This is a genomic window from Massilia sp. Se16.2.3 (genome assembly GCF_014171595.1).
In the GTDB taxonomy this organism is placed as follows: domain Bacteria; phylum Pseudomonadota; class Gammaproteobacteria; order Burkholderiales; family Burkholderiaceae_D; genus Telluria.
The window spans coordinates 1,166,955-1,184,537 of record NZ_CP050451.1 but is presented as its reverse complement, the minus strand read 5'-3'; the positions used below and the strand labels follow the sequence as shown (position 1 = coordinate 1,184,537).

At 59.4% G+C, this 17,583-nt stretch carries 8 protein-coding genes, 2 tRNA genes and 3 rRNA genes; 6 read left to right on the top strand and 7 right to left on the bottom strand.

The features are described from left to right. Positions 1–8: 8 nt before the first annotated feature. The 4 genes from G4G31_RS05480 to G4G31_RS05465 all read left to right on the top strand — a co-directional run bounded on the left by G4G31_RS05480 (position 9) and on the right by G4G31_RS05465 (position 3,857). Positions 9–923, top strand: coding sequence for a hypothetical protein (locus G4G31_RS05480; RefSeq protein WP_182990611.1), 915 nt, complete (start codon positions 9–11; stop codon positions 921–923). Further along, positions 895–1,959, top strand: a complete 1,065-nt coding sequence (locus tag G4G31_RS05475) for a hypothetical protein (RefSeq protein ID WP_182990610.1) — start codon at positions 895–897, stop codon at positions 1,957–1,959. Before G4G31_RS05480 ends, G4G31_RS05475 begins: the two co-directional genes overlap by 29 nt. A gap of 84 nt (positions 1,960–2,043) precedes the next feature. Beyond that, complete coding sequence (locus G4G31_RS05470; RefSeq protein ID WP_182990609.1) at positions 2,044–2,790, top strand: hypothetical protein; 747 nt, start codon at positions 2,044–2,046, stop codon at positions 2,788–2,790. A 266-nt stretch (positions 2,791–3,056) separates the two neighbouring features. After that, positions 3,057–3,857 (top strand): hypothetical protein, encoded by an 801-nt coding sequence (locus tag G4G31_RS05465; RefSeq protein ID WP_182990608.1) that lies wholly within the window; start codon positions 3,057–3,059, stop codon positions 3,855–3,857. A gap of 296 nt (positions 3,858–4,153) precedes the next feature. Here the strand turns inward: G4G31_RS05465 and rrf are convergent. From rrf to G4G31_RS05440, 5 genes are all read right to left on the bottom strand, one after another. After that, a 5S ribosomal RNA gene (rrf, locus tag G4G31_RS05460) occupies positions 4,154–4,266 on the bottom strand. Between the two features lie 125 nt (positions 4,267–4,391). Next, a 23S ribosomal RNA gene (locus G4G31_RS05455) occupies positions 4,392–7,267 on the bottom strand. Between the two features lie 263 nt (positions 7,268–7,530). Then, positions 7,531–7,606 (bottom strand) — tRNA-Ala (locus G4G31_RS05450). A gap of 22 nt (positions 7,607–7,628) precedes the next feature. Beyond that, positions 7,629–7,705: transfer RNA gene (locus G4G31_RS05445), tRNA-Ile, on the bottom strand. Positions 7,706–7,784: 79 nt separating this feature from the next. Beyond that, positions 7,785–9,315, bottom strand: a 16S ribosomal RNA gene (locus G4G31_RS05440). Together the 16S, 23S and 5S rRNA genes with 2 tRNA genes alongside form the textbook arrangement of a ribosomal RNA operon. A 522-nt stretch (positions 9,316–9,837) precedes the next feature. On the opposite strand from G4G31_RS05440, the gene G4G31_RS05435 reads away from it, so the two are divergent. Next, a complete protein-coding gene (locus G4G31_RS05435) occupies positions 9,838–11,964 on the top strand; it encodes a TonB-dependent receptor (protein WP_182990607.1) in 2,127 nt (708 codons plus the stop codon). Between the two features lie 110 nt (positions 11,965–12,074). Here G4G31_RS05435 and G4G31_RS05430 read toward each other — a convergent pair whose 3' ends face one another. Both G4G31_RS05430 and G4G31_RS05425 read right to left on the bottom strand, forming a co-directional pair. Continuing rightward, a complete protein-coding gene (locus tag G4G31_RS05430) occupies positions 12,075–13,466 on the bottom strand; it encodes a DUF3482 domain-containing protein (protein ID WP_229425393.1) in 1,392 nt (463 codons plus the stop codon). Beyond that, the gene (locus G4G31_RS05425) at positions 13,466–14,947 is read right to left on the bottom strand and encodes a DUF2868 domain-containing protein (RefSeq protein ID WP_182990606.1); all 1,482 of its coding nucleotides are present in this window, start codon (positions 14,945–14,947) and stop codon (positions 13,466–13,468) included. Before G4G31_RS05425 ends, G4G31_RS05430 begins: the two co-directional genes overlap by 1 nt. A 289-nt stretch (positions 14,948–15,236) precedes the next feature. On the opposite strand from G4G31_RS05425, the gene G4G31_RS05420 reads away from it, so the two are divergent. Then, positions 15,237–17,534: an isoamylase gene (locus G4G31_RS05420; RefSeq protein ID WP_229425392.1), complete on the top strand. Its 2,298-nt coding sequence runs from the start codon at positions 15,237–15,239 to the stop codon at positions 17,532–17,534. The last annotated feature ends 49 nt before the right edge of the window (positions 17,535–17,583 follow it).

Below are 17,583 nucleotides of genomic sequence, written 5' to 3'. Positions count from 1 at the left end.
AGGTAGAGTTGAAGACGAGTAATTTAAATCGTGCACTGGCGATTGCCAATTTAATTAATCTTGGAAAAACCCCGGTTGAGTCTTTCGAGATCTCGAGAGACTGGGCAGCGCGTCAATTTGCCCAGTCTCTCCAGATGGTTCGGAATGTCGTTCGGCAAACACAGGTAGAAATGCCCTGGCCGGAAGCGCCGCAGCCGGGCCGCATGTTCGCATCCTTTCATTTCTCGCTTTATCCCCTGCTCTATCGGGCAATGGCGCAGCGCAGCGGGCCCGGTGTCGTGTATAGCCTGATCGGCGAGCAGCAGGAAGGCCATCGGAATTCCCTGAAGCAGCTGGCGGTCCAGCACGGCTTCCAGCTCGAATTCATCCAGAGTAATCTCGGCATGGTGAAAACCTTGCGCCGTGCCATCCACGATGGGATACCGGGCATTCTCCTGCTGGATATTCCATGGACACGGCTCGATAGTCCGCCGGATGTCCGTTATCCGATCAAGGGCGGGCATTTCAAAGGACACTCCTCGCTGGGACGTTTGCTCGAGATGATCGATCCGGGTTATGAAATCCTGATAACGAAAAGAATAGGCAAGGATTTCAGGATCGAGAACGCGGGCCACCTGGATCTTCCTGCCGCTTTCCAGGCCTTTGGACAGGCGCTCGAAGAGGACCCGGCCGAATACGAACGCCTCCATCAGTTCCACCGCTTCTTCGAATTCGATCAGGCGCAGAATTGTGCGGTCACGTTCTGCGTCCAGGACCAGCGTTATGTCGTGCACACCAGGACCATGCAAGCGTGGCAAGTGCCGGCAAAACTGCAATTCAAAAACATCCAGGACGGGATCGATACGTTCAGCGACGATCCAGCGGTCGTCGCGCACTTCGGAAAAGAAATCAAGAATGAAATCGACTACGTTATATCAATTTGACGTCGATGATGTAGCGCTCGGCGATACGTTCGCCGTGCTCAGTCAGGGTACCCGCCGTTTGTTATTGAAAAACCTTACCGCAGACGAAATGCGGACCTTTTCCGATTTGAACCGCAACCGGATTTTCGGACGCGAACAGGTGTCGGAAAAGATGTTTGCCTCCTTGACATCCCATGGCCTGGTGTGCGATACGCCGCAAGCGCCGGACTTGCGCCGCCGTATCGCCCGCAGGCTGCGTATCTCCTCGCGCACTGTCAGCCAGCTGGCGCGTCCCCTGGGACCGCTGTTCTCGGCACCTGGACTGTTGTTTCTCGTCCTGCTCCAGGTGGTACTCTACAGCCTGCCAGGCGTCCATTTCGCAAGGATCCACGACTTCGCGCATTGGGCGATGCAAGTGACCTTCGTCGACGCCGCGATCACGATTGCGGTTCTCTTGCTGAGCATGACGATCCATGAATTCGGCCATGCCACCGCCTGCCTGAGGATGACGGGTGCCACGGGCTCGATCCGGGTCATGACCTTCCGCGGTACGCCAGCGATGGCGGCGGACGTATCGAGCATTTGCCTGACCGACGAGCGCGGCAAGGCAGTCGTTGCCATGGCAGGCGCGCTCTTTCAGAGTAGCTTCGGCGCCTGCCTGCTCGCCTTCGGGCCCCAGCAGGTGCAGATGGCGGCGACGATGGCCATCCTGGGCGCGATCTTCAGCCTGACGCCGCTGCCGAATACCGACGGCTATTGGCTGATCCGTGACTTTTTCAATCTCCGTCTGAAGCCGCGCCTGTGGCCAGTCCGCAAGGAGCGTGCCTGGACCGATGTGCTCTATGGTTACGGACTATTTGCGGCGACCTGTGGTTTTGCCCTGGTATTGTTCAGGCAGTGCGCTTACCTGTACGGCATCATCGCGGAAAGCCCTGACTTCATCACTTTCAAGATCGCAGCCGTTGCGCTGTTATTGGCTTACCTGGGGATGGTTACGTGCCTGTTCATGTGGAAGAACTTCCGCCTGTTCGTGCGTGATCTTCCGGATGGGGGCTGATGTTCCGGATGGCGTCCGCGTGGAGCACAGGTGCATCGCGCGATCGTCTCATCTGCTTACAATCGTCATATGGATCGCGTACCAATGAAACTGACAACCTTCTCGCTTCTCGCACTGATGGCTTCGGCCGGCGCCTCTGCGCAGGAAACCGACGCTGCGCCCGCATCCACCGAAGCCGTACAGGTGGTCGAAGTCAGTGGCGTCAAAAACCCCGAACTTAAACCTTATCGGCAGATGCTGAAAGGTCTCGATGCATTCGAAAAACTCCATTCGCTGGCCCCTGCGGCTCCGCTGAAGTTTCAACTCGTCTCCGACACCAGGAAAATCGCCTTCGACACGGTGACGCTGAAACTGTCGGGCAAGAATACCGACGTGCCGCTGCCGGTCGCCGGCGACGGCACGTTTATCCTGCCGCGTTTGCCCGGCGCGGCGGAAGACAACGCCGAGCTCGTTTCGAACAAGTCGAAGGGCGTGCTGCGCTGGCGCGGCGATATCCATACGCCGGGCGTGCCTGACAACGCGCGCCGCCTGGGCGACCTGCGGCTCGAGTGCGAGATCGGCTGGGCGGTCAATCGCGAGGACATGCCTTTCCTGACTCGCAACAGCTTGTCGGCGATCGGCGGCATGTGCCGTTCGAAAATGGTGGGTCTGCGTTACCAGGCGCCACGACCACTTGCGAACGTTGCATTCGTCTCCGGAGAGCGCAAGCTGAACCTGCGGATCGACCCTGCCAACAAACGCGTTTACTACCCTCTGCTGGCCGACAGTAGCTGGAACGACGACACGCTCATCGTGTATGAGTTTGAGGACGTTGTCGCAGCCAATCCATAACGCGGCAGCTGACTGGCTGGTCGCGCGTTTCCCGGCGCGCGTTCCCCTACGTCCGTGCAAGACCGTTTCTCCGTCTGCGCACACGGCCTGCAGGGACGGTGTGAAAGGCAGGTCAAGGCTATCAAAGCTGTCAGTGTCCGCGCGCCCGCGCTTGGGCTACGCTGTGTAGACGTGGCGTATCGCGCGTGACGGGTTCCACGCTGCAGTCCGATACGCACGCGCTATGTCGAGCGACACCATCCATTGCGGCGGCGAGGAGGTGCGAGATGGCGATAACAGAGTTCGATCTATCGGGATATGGAAAACAAAGCGGTTGTCCGCTCGTCCTGCCCGGCTTCCGCCTGTATGCGGAACGCGATCTGGTGCGCATGCGGGGACCGTTCGTCCAGGCGCTCCTGTTCGCGCACACGCGCAGCGAGTGGCTCGACGTGGTCCCGGTGTTCTACGTGGCTGGCGCCAACCCTGCCGATGCGGCGTTGTTCCAGACCATGTCGGTGCCGCTTGCGGGAGCGTCCGAGAAGCGGCGCTGGCTGTTTCCCGCCGATGCGCCCGTTGAAGAGGACGCGGCGCAGCGCCTGGTCGTCCAAATCGAGCGCGACTCCCCGCTGTCTTTCCTGGCTCCGCTGGACGACGGCGCGATTGCCGGCCTGCTTGATCATCTCGTCACGCAGAGCCAGCACTGGCTCCCCGCCCTGTCCAAGGCTTTCTTCGGAATGTGCACGGGTTCGGCTGCGTCCGCCGTCGACCTGGCCTCTGCACGCGACGCATTCATCCGCTTCAGCAATGTCGGCCGCGGTGGTACGCCCCGTGGTTTCGAGCGCGACATGATGGCGCGCTTCGATGTCCTCGAGCATCGATTGCACAGCCAGACGTGCATCGTGCAGTGCCATCATGAGGCTGAAGAGCACGCTGCGCGCCTTGGCTTGCCTCCGATCGAATGGCCTGTGGAATGGCCTACCTCGGTCGATGTCGACGGCGCTGTCAGGAACAGGTGGCTTGACGCACTGCTGGGGAAACGCGGGAATGCACGCAGCAATGCGCGGGGACAGGGGAAGGATGCGCGCTAGGACGAGCTGGTTGCGCACGCTCGTTATAAATCGGGCGGATCCATAGTCCACCGTCGACGCAGTACCAGCGTTACCGATTCTCGTGTCGGCTTATCGAGGCCAGTGGACGACGAGCCGCCAAGCCCATATGGCGAAGCATGACCGCCAAGGCCAATGCAGGGGACGAAAAACAGCCGCCCAAACGCAAAAAACCCCGCAGAGGTGAGGGTCCACAGTGCGGACCTGACCCGGCGGGGGGGGTTCAAGACGAAAAAAAACCCGCTGATCGCAATCAGCGGGTTTTTCTCTTATAACTAGCCTGACGATAACCTACTTTCACACTGGTTGCAGCACTATCATCGGCGCAAAGTCGTTTCACGGTCCTGTTCGGGATGGGAAGGGGTGGGACCGACTTGCTATGGTCATCAGGCATGACTTGTACGAGCATCGTTTCCGCAATCGGCAACGCTGCTCTGAATCTGGAAGAAGTAAGTGGTAGCAGCTGTATCAACAAACAGCGCTGTATTTCTTGAATCTATATCCTGCTAAGGTTATAGGGACAAGCCGTACGGGCAATTAGTACTGGTTAGCTTAATGCATTACTGCACTTCCACACCCAGCCTATCAACGTCCTGGTCTCGAACGACCCTTCAAGGAGCTCAAGGCTCCGGGAAATCTCATCTCAAGGCAAGTTTCCCGCTTAGATGCTTTCAGCGGTTATCTCTTCCGAACTTAGCTACCCGGCAATGCCACTGGCGTGACAACCGGTACACCAGAGGTTCGTCCACTCCGGTCCTCTCGTACTAGGAGCAGCCCCCTTCAAATTTCCAACGCCCACGGCAGATAGGGACCAAACTGTCTCACGACGTTTTAAACCCAGCTCACGTACCACTTTAAATGGCGAACAGCCATACCCTTGGGACCGGCTACAGCCCCAGGATGTGATGAGCCGACATCGAGGTGCCAAACTCCCCCGTCGATATGAACTCTTGGGAGGAATCAGCCTGTTATCCCCAGAGTACCTTTTATCCGTTGAGCGATGGCCCTTCCATACAGAACCACCGGATCACTATGTCCTACTTTCGTACCTGCTCGACTTGTCGGTCTCGCAGTTAAGCACGCTTATGCCATTGCACTATTAGCACGATGTCCGACCGTACCTAGCGTACCTTCGAACTCCTCCGTTACACTTTAGGAGGAGACCGCCCCAGTCAAACTGCCTACCATGCACTGTCCCCGATCCGGATAACGGACCAAGGTTAGAACCTCAAACAAACCAGGGTGGTATTTCAAGGATGGCTCCACGAGAACTGGCGTCCCCGCTTCAAAGCCTCCCACCTATCCTACACAGATTGGTTCAAAGTCCAATGCAAAGCTACAGTAAAGGTTCATGGGGTCTTTCCGTCTAGCCGCGGGTAGATTGCATCATCACAAACATTTCAACTTCGCTGAGTCTCGGGAGGAGACAGTGTGGCCATCGTTACGCCATTCGTGCAGGTCGGAACTTACCCGACAAGGAATTTCGCTACCTTAGGACCGTTATAGTTACGGCCGCCGTTTACTGGGACTTCAATCAAGAGCTTGCACCCCATCATTTAATCTTCCAGCACCGGGCAGGCGTCACACCCTATACGTCCACTTTCGTGTTTGCAGAGTGCTGTGTTTTTATTAAACAGTCGCAGCCACCAGTTTATTGCAACCCTTTCGCCCTTCCACAGTAAAGTGGTCAAGCTACCGGGGCGTACCTTTTCCCGAAGTTACGGTACCAATTTGCCGAGTTCCTTCTCCCGAGTTCTCTCAAGCGCCTTAGAATACTCATCTCGCCCACCTGTGTCGGTTTGCGGTACGGTCTCGTATGACTGAAGCTTAGAGGCTTTTCTTGGAACCACTTCCGATTGCTTCGCAGCACAAGGCCGCTCGTCCCACTCCCTTGAATTACGCACCCGGATTTGCCTAAGTGCCTTCTATGAAGCAGAAACTGACTATTCCAACAGTCAGACAACCTTCCGCGATCCGTCCCCCCATCGCATCATACGACGGTGCAGGAATATTAACCTGCTTCCCATCAGCTACGCATCTCTGCCTCGCCTTAGGGGCCGACTCACCCTGCTCCGATGAACGTTGAACAGGAAACCTTGGGCTTACGGCGTGCGGGCTTTTCACCCGCATTATCGCTACTCATGTCAGCATTCGCACTTCTGATACCTCCAGCATCCTTTACAAGACACCTTCGCAGGCTTACAGAACGCTCTCCTACCATATCCAATAAAGGATATCCGCAGCTTCGGTGACTGGCTTAGCCCCGTTACATCTTCCGCGCAGGACGACTCGATCAGTGAGCTATTACGCTTTCTTTAAATGATGGCTGCTTCTAAGCCAACATCCTGACTGTTTTAGCCTTCCCACTTCGTTTTCCACTTAGCCAATCTTTGGGACCTTAGCTGGCGGTCTGGGTTGTTTCCCTCTTGACGCCGGACGTTAGCACCCGACGTCTGTCTCCCAAGCTCGCACTCATCGGTATTCGGAGTTTGCAATGGTTTGGTAAGTCGCAATGACCCCCTAGCCATAACAGTGCTCTACCCCCGATGGTGATACTTGAGGCACTACCTAAATAGTTTTCGGAGAGAACCAGCTATTTCCAAGTTTGTTTAGCCTTTCACCCCTACCCACAGCTCATCCCCTAATTTTTCAACATTAGTGGGTTCGGACCTCCAGGGCGTGTTACCGCACCTTCATCCTGGCCATGGGTAGATCACTTGGTTTCGGGTCTACACCCAGCGACTGTCGCCCTGTTCGGACTCGATTTCTCTACGGCTCCCCTATTCGGTTAACCTCGCCACTGAATGTAAGTCGCTGACCCATTATACAAAAGGTACGCCGTCACGGAACAAGTCCGCTCCGACTGTTTGTATGCACACGGTTTCAGGATCTATTTCACTCCCCTCCCGGGGTTCTTTTCGCCTTTCCCTCACGGTACTGGTTCACTATCGGTCGATTACGAGTATTTAGCCTTGGAGGATGGTCCCCCCATGTTCAGACAGGATTTCTCGTGTCCCGCCCTACTTGTCGTACGCTTAGTACCACCGTCTGAATTTCGTGTAAGGGGCTATCACCCTCTATGGCCGGAGTTTCCAATCCGTTCCACTATCCAGTCGACTATCACGTACAGGCTCTTCCCATTTCGCTCGCCACTACTTTGGGAATCTCGGTTGATTTCTTTTCCTGCAGCTACTTAGATGTTTCAGTTCGCCGCGTTCGCTTTGCATGCCTATGTATTCAGCATGCAATGACCTAAAAGGCCGGGTTTCCCCATTCGGAAATCTGCGGATCAAAGTGTGTTTGCTCACTCCCCGCAGCTTATCGCAAGCTACTACGTCCTTCATCGCCTGTAATCGCCAAGGCATCCACCATGTGCACTTATTCGCTTGTCCCTATAACGTTAGCCCCTGGTTCGCACCAGGGAGCGTCATAGTTCAAGGAGTACAGCTTGTTGCATGTTTGTTGATACTTTTACTACTACCCTAAGTGTGCTCACTCATCATTGCTGATGCGTTTGCACGCTTAAAAAAACTTTACTTCTTCCAGATTGTTAAAGAACAGAACAACAGTGATCTCTAAAAGACCAAACCTAAGCGGCAGTCTTCAACGACTTGCTTACGTTTGTACTTTCAGGCTCTTCGATACTACCAAGTGATGGTGGAGGATGACGGGATCGAACCGACGACCCCCTGCTTGCAAAGCAGGTGCTCTCCCAGCTGAGCTAATCCCCCTTATCGGATACTTCCAATAACTTGGTAGGGCTGGTTGGACTCGAACCAACGACCCCCGCGTTATCAACACGGTGCTCTAACCAGCTGAGCTACAGCCCCGAAACTGTGTTCTTCTTGTTCAACAGTCGATAAGTGCGGACGCTTGGTGATGGAGCGTTAGCTCCCGGTGCTACTCTAGAAAGGAGGTGATCCAGCCGCACCTTCCGATACGGCTACCTTGTTACGACTTCACCCCAGTCACGAATCCTACCGTGGTAAGCGCCCCCCTTGCGGTTAAGCTACCTACTTCTGGTAAAACCCGCTCCCATGGTGTGACGGGCGGTGTGTACAAGACCCGGGAACGTATTCACCGCGGCATGCTGATCCGCGATTACTAGCGATTCCAACTTCACGCAGTCGAGTTGCAGACTGCGATCCGGACTACGATACACTTTCTGGGATTAGCTCCCCCTCGCGGGTTGGCGGCCCTCTGTATGTACCATTGTATGACGTGTGAAGCCCTACCCATAAGGGCCATGAGGACTTGACGTCATCCCCACCTTCCTCCGGTTTGTCACCGGCAGTCTCATTAGAGTGCTCTTGCGTAGCAACTAATGACAAGGGTTGCGCTCGTTGCGGGACTTAACCCAACATCTCACGACACGAGCTGACGACAGCCATGCAGCACCTGTGTTCAGGTTCCCTTTCGGGCACTCCCTGATCTCTCAAGGATTCCTGACATGTCAAGGGTAGGTAAGGTTTTTCGCGTTGCATCGAATTAATCCACATCATCCACCGCTTGTGCGGGTCCCCGTCAATTCCTTTGAGTTTTAATCTTGCGACCGTACTCCCCAGGCGGTCTACTTCACGCGTTAGCTGCGTTACCAAGTTAATTAAAACCCGACAACTAGTAGACATCGTTTAGGGCGTGGACTACCAGGGTATCTAATCCTGTTTGCTCCCCACGCTTTCGTGCATGAGCGTCAATCTTGACCCAGGGGGCTGCCTTCGCCATCGGTGTTCCTCCACATCTCTACGCATTTCACTGCTACACGTGGAATTCTACCCCCCTCTGCCAGATTCAAGCCTTGCAGTCTCCATCGCAATTCCCAGGTTGAGCCCGGGGCTTTCACGACAGACTTACAAAACCGCCTGCGCACGCTTTACGCCCAGTAATTCCGATTAACGCTTGCACCCTACGTATTACCGCGGCTGCTGGCACGTAGTTAGCCGGTGCTTATTCTTCAGGTACCGTCATTAGCAGAGGATATTAGCCTCTACCGTTTCTTCCCTGACAAAAGAGCTTTACAACCCGAAGGCCTTCTTCACTCACGCGGCATTGCTGGATCAGGCTTGCGCCCATTGTCCAAAATTCCCCACTGCTGCCTCCCGTAGGAGTCTGGACCGTGTCTCAGTTCCAGTGTGGCTGGTCGTCCTCTCAGACCAGCTACTGATCGTCGCCTTGGTAGGCCTTTACCCTACCAACTAGCTAATCAGATATCGGCCGCTCCAGGAGCACAAGGCCTTGCGGTCCCCTGCTTTCATCCTTAGATCGTATGCGGTATTAGCGTAACTTTCGCTACGTTATCCCCCACTCTTGGGTACGTTCCGATATATTACTCACCCGTTCGCCACTCGCCACCAGGCCGAAGCCCGTGCTGCCGTTCGACTTGCATGTGTAAAGCATGCCGCCAGCGTTCAATCTGAGCCAGGATCAAACTCTTCAGTTCAATCTCTGTTTGTTGACACTTTCGTGTCATCCGCTATTGCTAGCGGAGTCGCTCACTCAAGATACTGACCGTTATCTCATTGCTGAGACAACGCTTAATACTTTTGTGAACATTTGATAATTTAAGTAATCAGCTGAACTAGCCAGCTGGCACCTTCATCAAACGCCCACACTTATCGACTGTTAATTGTTAAAGAACTTTATTCGGTACTGCCTTGCTGCTTTGTTGCGAATCGTTTTGTTCGTCAGCAGCAGAGGAAGAAGAGTATGAAGCAATTTCTGATTCTCGTCAACTTCTTTTTTTCTTCAGCTCGCTGTCCAAGCTCTCGAAGTTGTCAGCTTAACTAGCTGATTCCTTTAGGCTTTTCCTGCAGCGCCGAAGCGGAGGCGAATCATAGCAAAGTTCGCTGATGCTCTGCAAGAGGGCGGCACGAACTTTTTTGTGCACTGCGAAATCGTACCTGCAACGCGAAATCGAGGGCAGGACTATCATTGTCGCCTGATCAACAATGGCGCGACGACGATGCCCTCTTTCCTCTTCCGCTTACGACTGCTCCCGGCTACGCTCGCTGCCCTGCCGGCACTCGGTGCGGCCCAGCCGGCAAACGCTCCGCTACCGCCAGCGCAGGTCGTGGTCGTCACCGGCAGCCGCTCGGAGCAGGCGAGTGTCGACCTCCCCGCGGCAATCGACGTGATCAGTGCGGACCGGATCGGTGCCGCCCAGCCGCGCGTGAACCTGTCTGAAGCCTTGGCCGCCGTTCCCGGCGTCGTGGTGCAGAACCGCCAGAACTATGCGCAGGACTTGCAGATCTCCTCGCGCGGCTTTGGTGCGCGCTCGGCTTTCGGCGTGCGCGGCGTGCGCCTGATTACCGACGGCATTCCCGCGACGATGCCGGACGGCCAGGGGCAAGCTGCAACCTTTAACCTGGACATGGCCGAGCGCATCGAGATACTGCGTGGCCCCTTCTCCGCCCTGTATGGCAACCATTCCGGTGGTGTACTCCAGTTATTTACACGCGAACCGGGGCAGGCGCCGGAGCTGGAGTTCAGCGCCAGCGCCGGCAGCGACGGCATGCGCAAGGTCGATATCAATGCGGGCGGGCAGGCCGGCCATGTCGGCTACCTGCTCGACGCGTCGCGCTTCCAGACGGATGGTTACCGCGCACATAGCGCCGCGACCCGCGAACAGGGTTATGCCAAGCTGACGATGCCTAACTCCGGGGATGGCAAGCTGACGATCGTCGCCAACGCACTGCACCAGCGCGACACGCAAGATCCGCTCGGCATCAGCTGGAGCACCTATGTTCGCGATCCGCGTGCCGGCGAAATCGATACGAGCGACCCGCAGTCGCCGCAACGCAGCTTCGCCGAGCGCTACGACACGCGCAAAAGTATCGATCACCAGCAGATCGGCCTGCAATGGCAACAGCGCTTCGGCGCCAACCGGCTCCAGGTCACGGCCTATGGCGGCAACCGCCAGGTGATCCAGTACCAGGCGTTCTCGCGCGCCTTCCAGCAAGCAGGCAGCCATTCCGGCGGCGTGGTCGACTTCGACCGCCGCTTCCACGGTATCGACCTCAACTGGCGCGATGTACGCCCGCTTGCCGGCGGCACATTGCGCACCACCGTCGGTTTTGAATACGCCAGCTCGGACGATGACCGCCAGGGTTTCGAAAATTTCATCGGCAATCAATTCGGGCTGCGCGGGCGCCTGCGCCGGGACGAGCAGAACAGCCTGTCCAGCCTTGACCCCTATCTGCAAGCGGAATGGACGACGGATAAGTGGGTACTTACTGCTGGGCTGCGCCGCAGTTCGCTGAAGGTCGACGTAAGCGACCGTTTCCTCGACAACGGCAACGACAGCGGACATGTCGACTATAGCGGCACCGCCCCAGTGCTTGGGATCCTGTATAAAGTGACGCCAGGCCTGAACTGGTACGCCAGCGCCGCACGCGGGTTCGAGACGCCGACGCTGAACGAGCTGTTCTATTCCGGCAACGGCGGCGGCTTCAATTTCCGCCTGCGTCCAAGCCGCAGCACCCACTTGGAGACCGGTGCCAAGCTCATGCTGGGCAAGGATGCGCGCCTTGACCTTGCCCTGTTCCAGGTGCGTACGACGGATGAGCTCGTGGTAGATGCCGCAAGCGGCGGCCGCACCAGTTATCGCAATGCCGGTGCCACACTGCGCCGCGGTATGGAGCTGTCGTTCGATAGCCAGATGGCGCACGGTCTGCACACGCGGATTGCAGCGAATCTGCTGCGCGCGGTATACGAAGAGGGCTTCGGCAGCATCCCGGCCGGGAACCGCCTGCCCGGCGTGCCGCGCGCCAACCTGTATGGCGAACTCGGCTGGGCCACTGCCGACGGACGATTCAAGGCGGCACTGGAAGCGCTGGCCAGCAGCAAGGTGCACCCGGACGATGCCAACACGGCGGTGCCGGCGCCGGGTTATGGCATCGTGAACTTGCGCCTGCAGGCGCACCAGCAGTCAGGGCAATGGCGTTTCAAGGAATTTGCGCGCCTGAACAACCTGTTCGACCGCGACTATGTCGGTTCCGTCATCGTCGGTGACAGCAATCGCCGCTTCTACGAACCGGCGCCAGGTCGCAATTGGGTGGTCGGCTTCAGCGCGCAGTACGGATTTCGCTAGACGGCGGCATTGTCCCAGCCACATCTTTCGCCGCAGCCAGCAAGCCCAGCTGCGGCGCAGCGTCCGGATACAGCCGCGCCAGCGTCGCGTCGGTGACGCGGCTGACGAGCTCACGGACCGGCGCCAACGCCGCTTCGCTGTCGGTGGCAGCGCGCATCGCGCCAGAGTGCCGGCAAGTCAGCCCCTTGCGCGGCCAGCACGGCCTCCACTTCCGCCTGCCAGAAGGGCGGCGCCTCGCCCTCTACATAATTGCCGCGCCCACGGCCGAAGTGGGCAACGGCCAGGTAGCGCAGCACCGCGCCCACGAGCAAGGTCTGCAGGAAAGCGTCGGCGAACTGCACGCTCGGCTTGTCGCGGTCCTTGCCCCGTTGAAACCCCGGGCGGCACCGGCCGCGGTGAGTCCACCGACAAGCGCCCCCCAGCAGCGCCCCGCCACCCGGGGTCAGACCGCCAGCCATCAAATCGGCCGACAAGCCCGTTGCCGCGCCCGACACCACGGCACCGAGCAAGCCCGCCTGTGCCCTGTCGATCGGCGCCTTGATCGCGAAATTCTCGCGCACGCGCGCATTGACCTTGGTCGCCTCGCCCGGATCGATCTTGTGCAGCACCAGCATGCGCATCGTTGTCTTGCCGATCTCGCCATTGAGCCGCTCGACCAGCGCCGCCATCGCCGCCTCCCGGCGTTTCTGCTGGTCGCGCCCCAGTCCGACCGCCTTCATGGCACCGCGCAACAGGCCGCCGCCCTCCTCCAGAACGGCTTCGCTGTCGCGCGCCGCATTCGTCACCTGCTCGGCCGTCATGCGCAGCGCGCTGGCATAGCGTTGCCGGTTGTGGCTGTCCCAGGCCGCCCGCAGGCGTGCGTAGCCCGGCTGCTTGGCGGGGTCGAGCAGCGGCGCGACCGTTTCGTAAAATACATGTTCGTGCACCCAGCAGCGGGCGAAGGCGTCCAGTGCCAGCACCTCGCGCACGACGGGAAAACGCGCCAGGTGCGACTTCCACTCCTGCTGCTCGGCACTTTCCACGGCGCCGGGCCGGGGCGGGCCTAGCTGGTTGAGCAGCACCACCACCGGTTTGCCCAGCCATTCGAGAATGTTCATCTCCGCCGGCAGGTAACCGGCGTCGCCCGGCGCCTCGGAGGAATTGACGAGATACAGCACGATATCGGCTTCTTCCTTGGCCGCGCGCAAAGCCTGCTGGCTGAGCCAGAACGGACGGTCGCGGTAGCGGTCGAACACTTCACGCAAGAACCAGCCGATCGGGTTGCCGGCGAGGGCCAGGCGTTTCAGCAGGCGTACCGAGTCGCCAAAGCCGGGCGTGTCCCACAGCAACAGGGTGTCGCCGGCCGCGCTCGTCTGCAGCGGATGGGCTTCAGCGAAGGTGGTGACGTGGGCCGCGTCGCGCACTTCGCCTACGTCCGCGCCCACCAGCGTGCGCGCGAGCGTGGTCTTGCCGTTGTTCGTATGCGATACCAGCGCAAACTGGATCTTGACCGGGGCGTCCATCAGCGCAGCTCCGGCAGGGCCAGTCCCGCGCCCAGTTCGATCGGCCGTTTCGCCGGGTCGAGCAGGTTCACGATCGTGGCTGCGGTGCCATGGAAACTGCAGAACTGGCGCCACAGGGCAATGCGCTCGGCAAGGCGCGCTTCCAGACCGGCTTGGCCGGCACCGCGCTCGAGCAGGCCTGATTCGTCGAGCAGTACGGCCACGCCGCGGCGGCTGGAACGTACGAGATGGTCGAGGAAGGCGCCGTGGTTTTCCTTCTCCGGCGTGGCAGACAGGCTGAACAGGGCGGCGGTGACGGTGACGCCGGCTTCGTCGAAGCCGTTCTCGCGCAGCGCCTCCTTCGGTTCCTCGCCATAGGGCACGGTCGGGCGCAGCAGCACCCGCGCCTGGGCGCCGAGGGCCATCGCCGCCACGGTCCAGAGGCCGCGGTCGCGCGCCTCGTCCAGCGTGAAGCTGTACGGCAGCACGCGCAGGACGGCGGGCGTACCGGCGCCGATGCTGTCGGCCAGCTTGCGGAAATACGGGTGCTCGAGCTCCAGCGGGAAACGCCGCTTCAGGCGCGCCGCGCGCATGGCGGCAATGGCGGCCAATACCGGGCGCGGCAGCACCACCAGCAGCAGGATCGTCGCCCCGTACAGGTGTACCCAGCGCTCGCCACCGCCGGGCGGCGTGTTGGCCGTGAAGCGCAGCGCCTCGATGTCTGCCAGCGAAAAACCTTGCAATTGCCGGAACACGAACAGCGCCGGCGCGAACAGCCAGGACAGCAGCGTGTGTACCTGGTTCGCGTCGAGGAAGGTGCTCTCCCAGCCGGCAATATATTGGGTCAGCAGGCCACGCGCATACAGGGACAACACAGCGCCGAGGGCGAATGCGGCAGCCGCCAGGTGCACCGTGCGCGACAGCCGCGCGCGGGTGAGCGGCTCGCTGAGGAGTGCCCACTCGCCCATGAAGTTGGCAACGCCGGTGGACAGGGCCGAGGGCAGCTTGCGCGGCACGGCCGGCTTGCCCACACTCAGGCGGCGCAAGAGACCGCCACCCGCAGGCCCCGTCTTGCGGCGGGGAACCAGAGCCCACACCAACAGGGACAGGTAGACAAGGAGATTCCAGGCCACGATACCGATGAGCGGCGCCGACAGCAGGTCGACTCGGTGCGGGTCGGCGATGCGGTCGAGCAGCGCACCGGCGAGCAAAGCCAGCAAGGGTAAGGCAGCCCACACGCCCGGCATGCCCAGGCCGCGTTTCTGAAAAGCGCCGAATGCAGGCGTGCGCTCGGCCAGGCGCTTGAGGATTTGCTCGGCGCGCTGGCCCAGGAAATGCTCCTGCGTGACGGCGCTTTTGCTGTCCGCCGCCTGCCAGGCCGCCAGCTCGCGCGCGCTGCGGCTGGCATATTTTCGATCGTCTTCACTCAAGACCTGATGCTGCGTATCGGCCGTTTCGATCGCCCGTACCAGTACGACGCGCCGTGCAAGCTGTTCGTTCATGCTCGTCCTGTTTATTGGAATGGCAACATTACAAGACATTGTGCCCCAGATTCGTCCGCGACCGCAGCACCGACCATTAGCGCCAGATCGCGCGTAGCAAAACTACCTGAACACGATTGACTTGGAATGAGCACGGGAGTAGCGTCGCCTTGATGTATTGATGAGCGGCCCAGTAGAGGTAGCGAAAGTACATGTCCGCCTGAGAGGCAGTCAGGAGACTCCATGTTGGCTCGCCGCGGCAGGCCAGTCTCCGGCTAAACGATGCGATAACACACAATACGGAGACACGATGATGAAGCTGCACCGCACCCTGCTATCCGCCCTGATCACGGGCGCTCTGCTTGCCACGCCGGCCTGGGCGGCAATCAACCCCAACAAGCTCGGCGCCGCCTACGACGCCACCAAGGCGAATGTCACCTTCAAGGTGCACTCGAGCAAAGCCACCCGGATCGAGCTTTACCTGTACAGCACTGCCACCGGCAGCGCCGAAAAGGCGCGCTACCTGATGACCAATACGGGCGGCGTCTGGAGCGTGACGATCCCGACCGCGACCCTGGGCGGCCAGGGGCTGGGCGGCACGCTCTATTATGGCTACCGCGCCTGGGGACCGAACTGGCCGTATCACAGCAGCTGGACCAAGGGTTCCGGGCTTGGCTTCATCAGCGATGTCGACGCCGCCGGCAACCGCTTCAATCCTAATAAACTGCTGACCGACCCCTATGCGCTTGAGCTGAGCCATGACCCGACCACGTCGACCATGAGCAACGGCACGATCTACGCCAGCGGCCCTACCTACCGGAACATCGACAGCGGTTCCTCGGCGCCAAAAGGCATCGTGCTCGCCGGCGACAGCCAGTCGATCGGCACCAAGCCAACGCGCGCGCTGAAGGACGACGTCGTGTACGAAGCCCATGTGCGCGGCTTGACCATGAACGACACCTCGATCACGGCAGCCTACCGCGGCACCTACAAGGGCGCCGCCTTGAAGGCGGCCGCGCTTGCCAGCCTGGGCGTGACGGCGATCGAGTTCCTGCCGGTACAGGAGACGCAGAACGATACCAACGACAATGTCCCGACTACAACGCAAGGCGACAACTACTGGGGCTACATGACCCTGGCCTATTTCGCGCCCGATCGACGTTATGCCTACGACAAAAGCCCGGGCGGGCCGACGCGCGAGTTCAAGGAAATGGTGAAAGCGTTCCACGACAAGGGCATCAAGGTGCTGATCGACGTCGTCTATAACCACACGGGCGAAGGCGGGGCGTGGAACAGCGCCGACAAGACCACCTATAACCTGTACGGCATGCGTGGCCTCGACAACCCCACTTATTACAGCCTGACGTCGGATTTGCAGAATTCCTGGGACAACACTGGCGTAGGCGGCAACTACAATACGCGCAACCCGATCGCCCAGAACCTGATTGTCGATTCGCTCGCCTACTGGCGCGACAAGCTGGGCGTGGACGGCTATCGCTTCGATCTCGCTTCGGTCCTGGGCAACAGCTGCCAGCACGGCTGTTTTAACTTCGACAAAATGGATGCGGGTAACGCGCTGAACCGCATCGTCGCCGAACTGCCGCCGCGGCCCGCGGCCGGCGGCAGTGGCGTCGATCTGATCGCCGAGCCCTGGGCGATCGGCGGCAATTCCTATCAAGTGGGCGGCTTCCCCAGCGGCTGGGCCGAATGGAACGGCGCCTACCGCGACGTCGTGCGCACGGCACAGAACAAGCTCGGCACGGTGGCGACGACAACCGGACAAATGGCGACGCGCTTTGCCGGCTCCAGCGACTTATATGGAGACGATGGCCGCAAGCCCTGGCATTCGGTGAACTTCATTACCGCGCATGACGGCTTCACCCTGAAAGACCTGTATAGCTGCAACAGCAAGAACAATAACCAGGCTTGGCCGTATGGGCCGAGCGATGGTGGTGAGGACAATAACAACAGCTGGGACCAGGGAGGCATTGCTGCCGACCAGAGAAAGGCTGCGCGTAACGGCATGGCGCTGATGATGCTGTCGGCCGGCGTGCCGATGATGGTCGGCGGCGACGAGGCTTTACGCAGCCTGAACTGCAACAACAATCCGTATAACCTGGATTCCTCCGCCAACTGGCTGAACTGGAGTCGCACCACGGACCAGGCGAACTTCCAGGCCTTCACCAGGGCGATAATCGCCTTCCGCAAAGCGCATCCAGCCCTACGTCCGGCGGACTTCTATTCGAGCGCCGATAACAACGGCAACATCATGGAGCAGCTGCGCTGGTTCAGGCCGGACGGCGGTGTCGCCGATGCCACCTATTTCAATAACTCAGCCAATCATGCGATTGCCTGGCGCATCGATGGCACCGAGTTCGGCGATCCTGCCTCGAGCATTTATGTGGCCCACAATGCCTGGAGCGCCCAGGTGAATTTCACGCTGCCATGGCCGGGCACCGGCAAAAACTGGTACCGCGTGACCGATACCTGCAACTGGGCGGAAGGCGCCTCCCAAGTGCAGGCGCCGGGAACGGAGGTCCTGGTAGGCGGCGAAAATGCCGGTTATGGCGTGTGCGGGCGCGGGACGCTGGTGCTGATCGCTAAATAAGAACGCCTGACAAAACCTTCATAGCAAGGGATGCGGCCACCCGACGCAG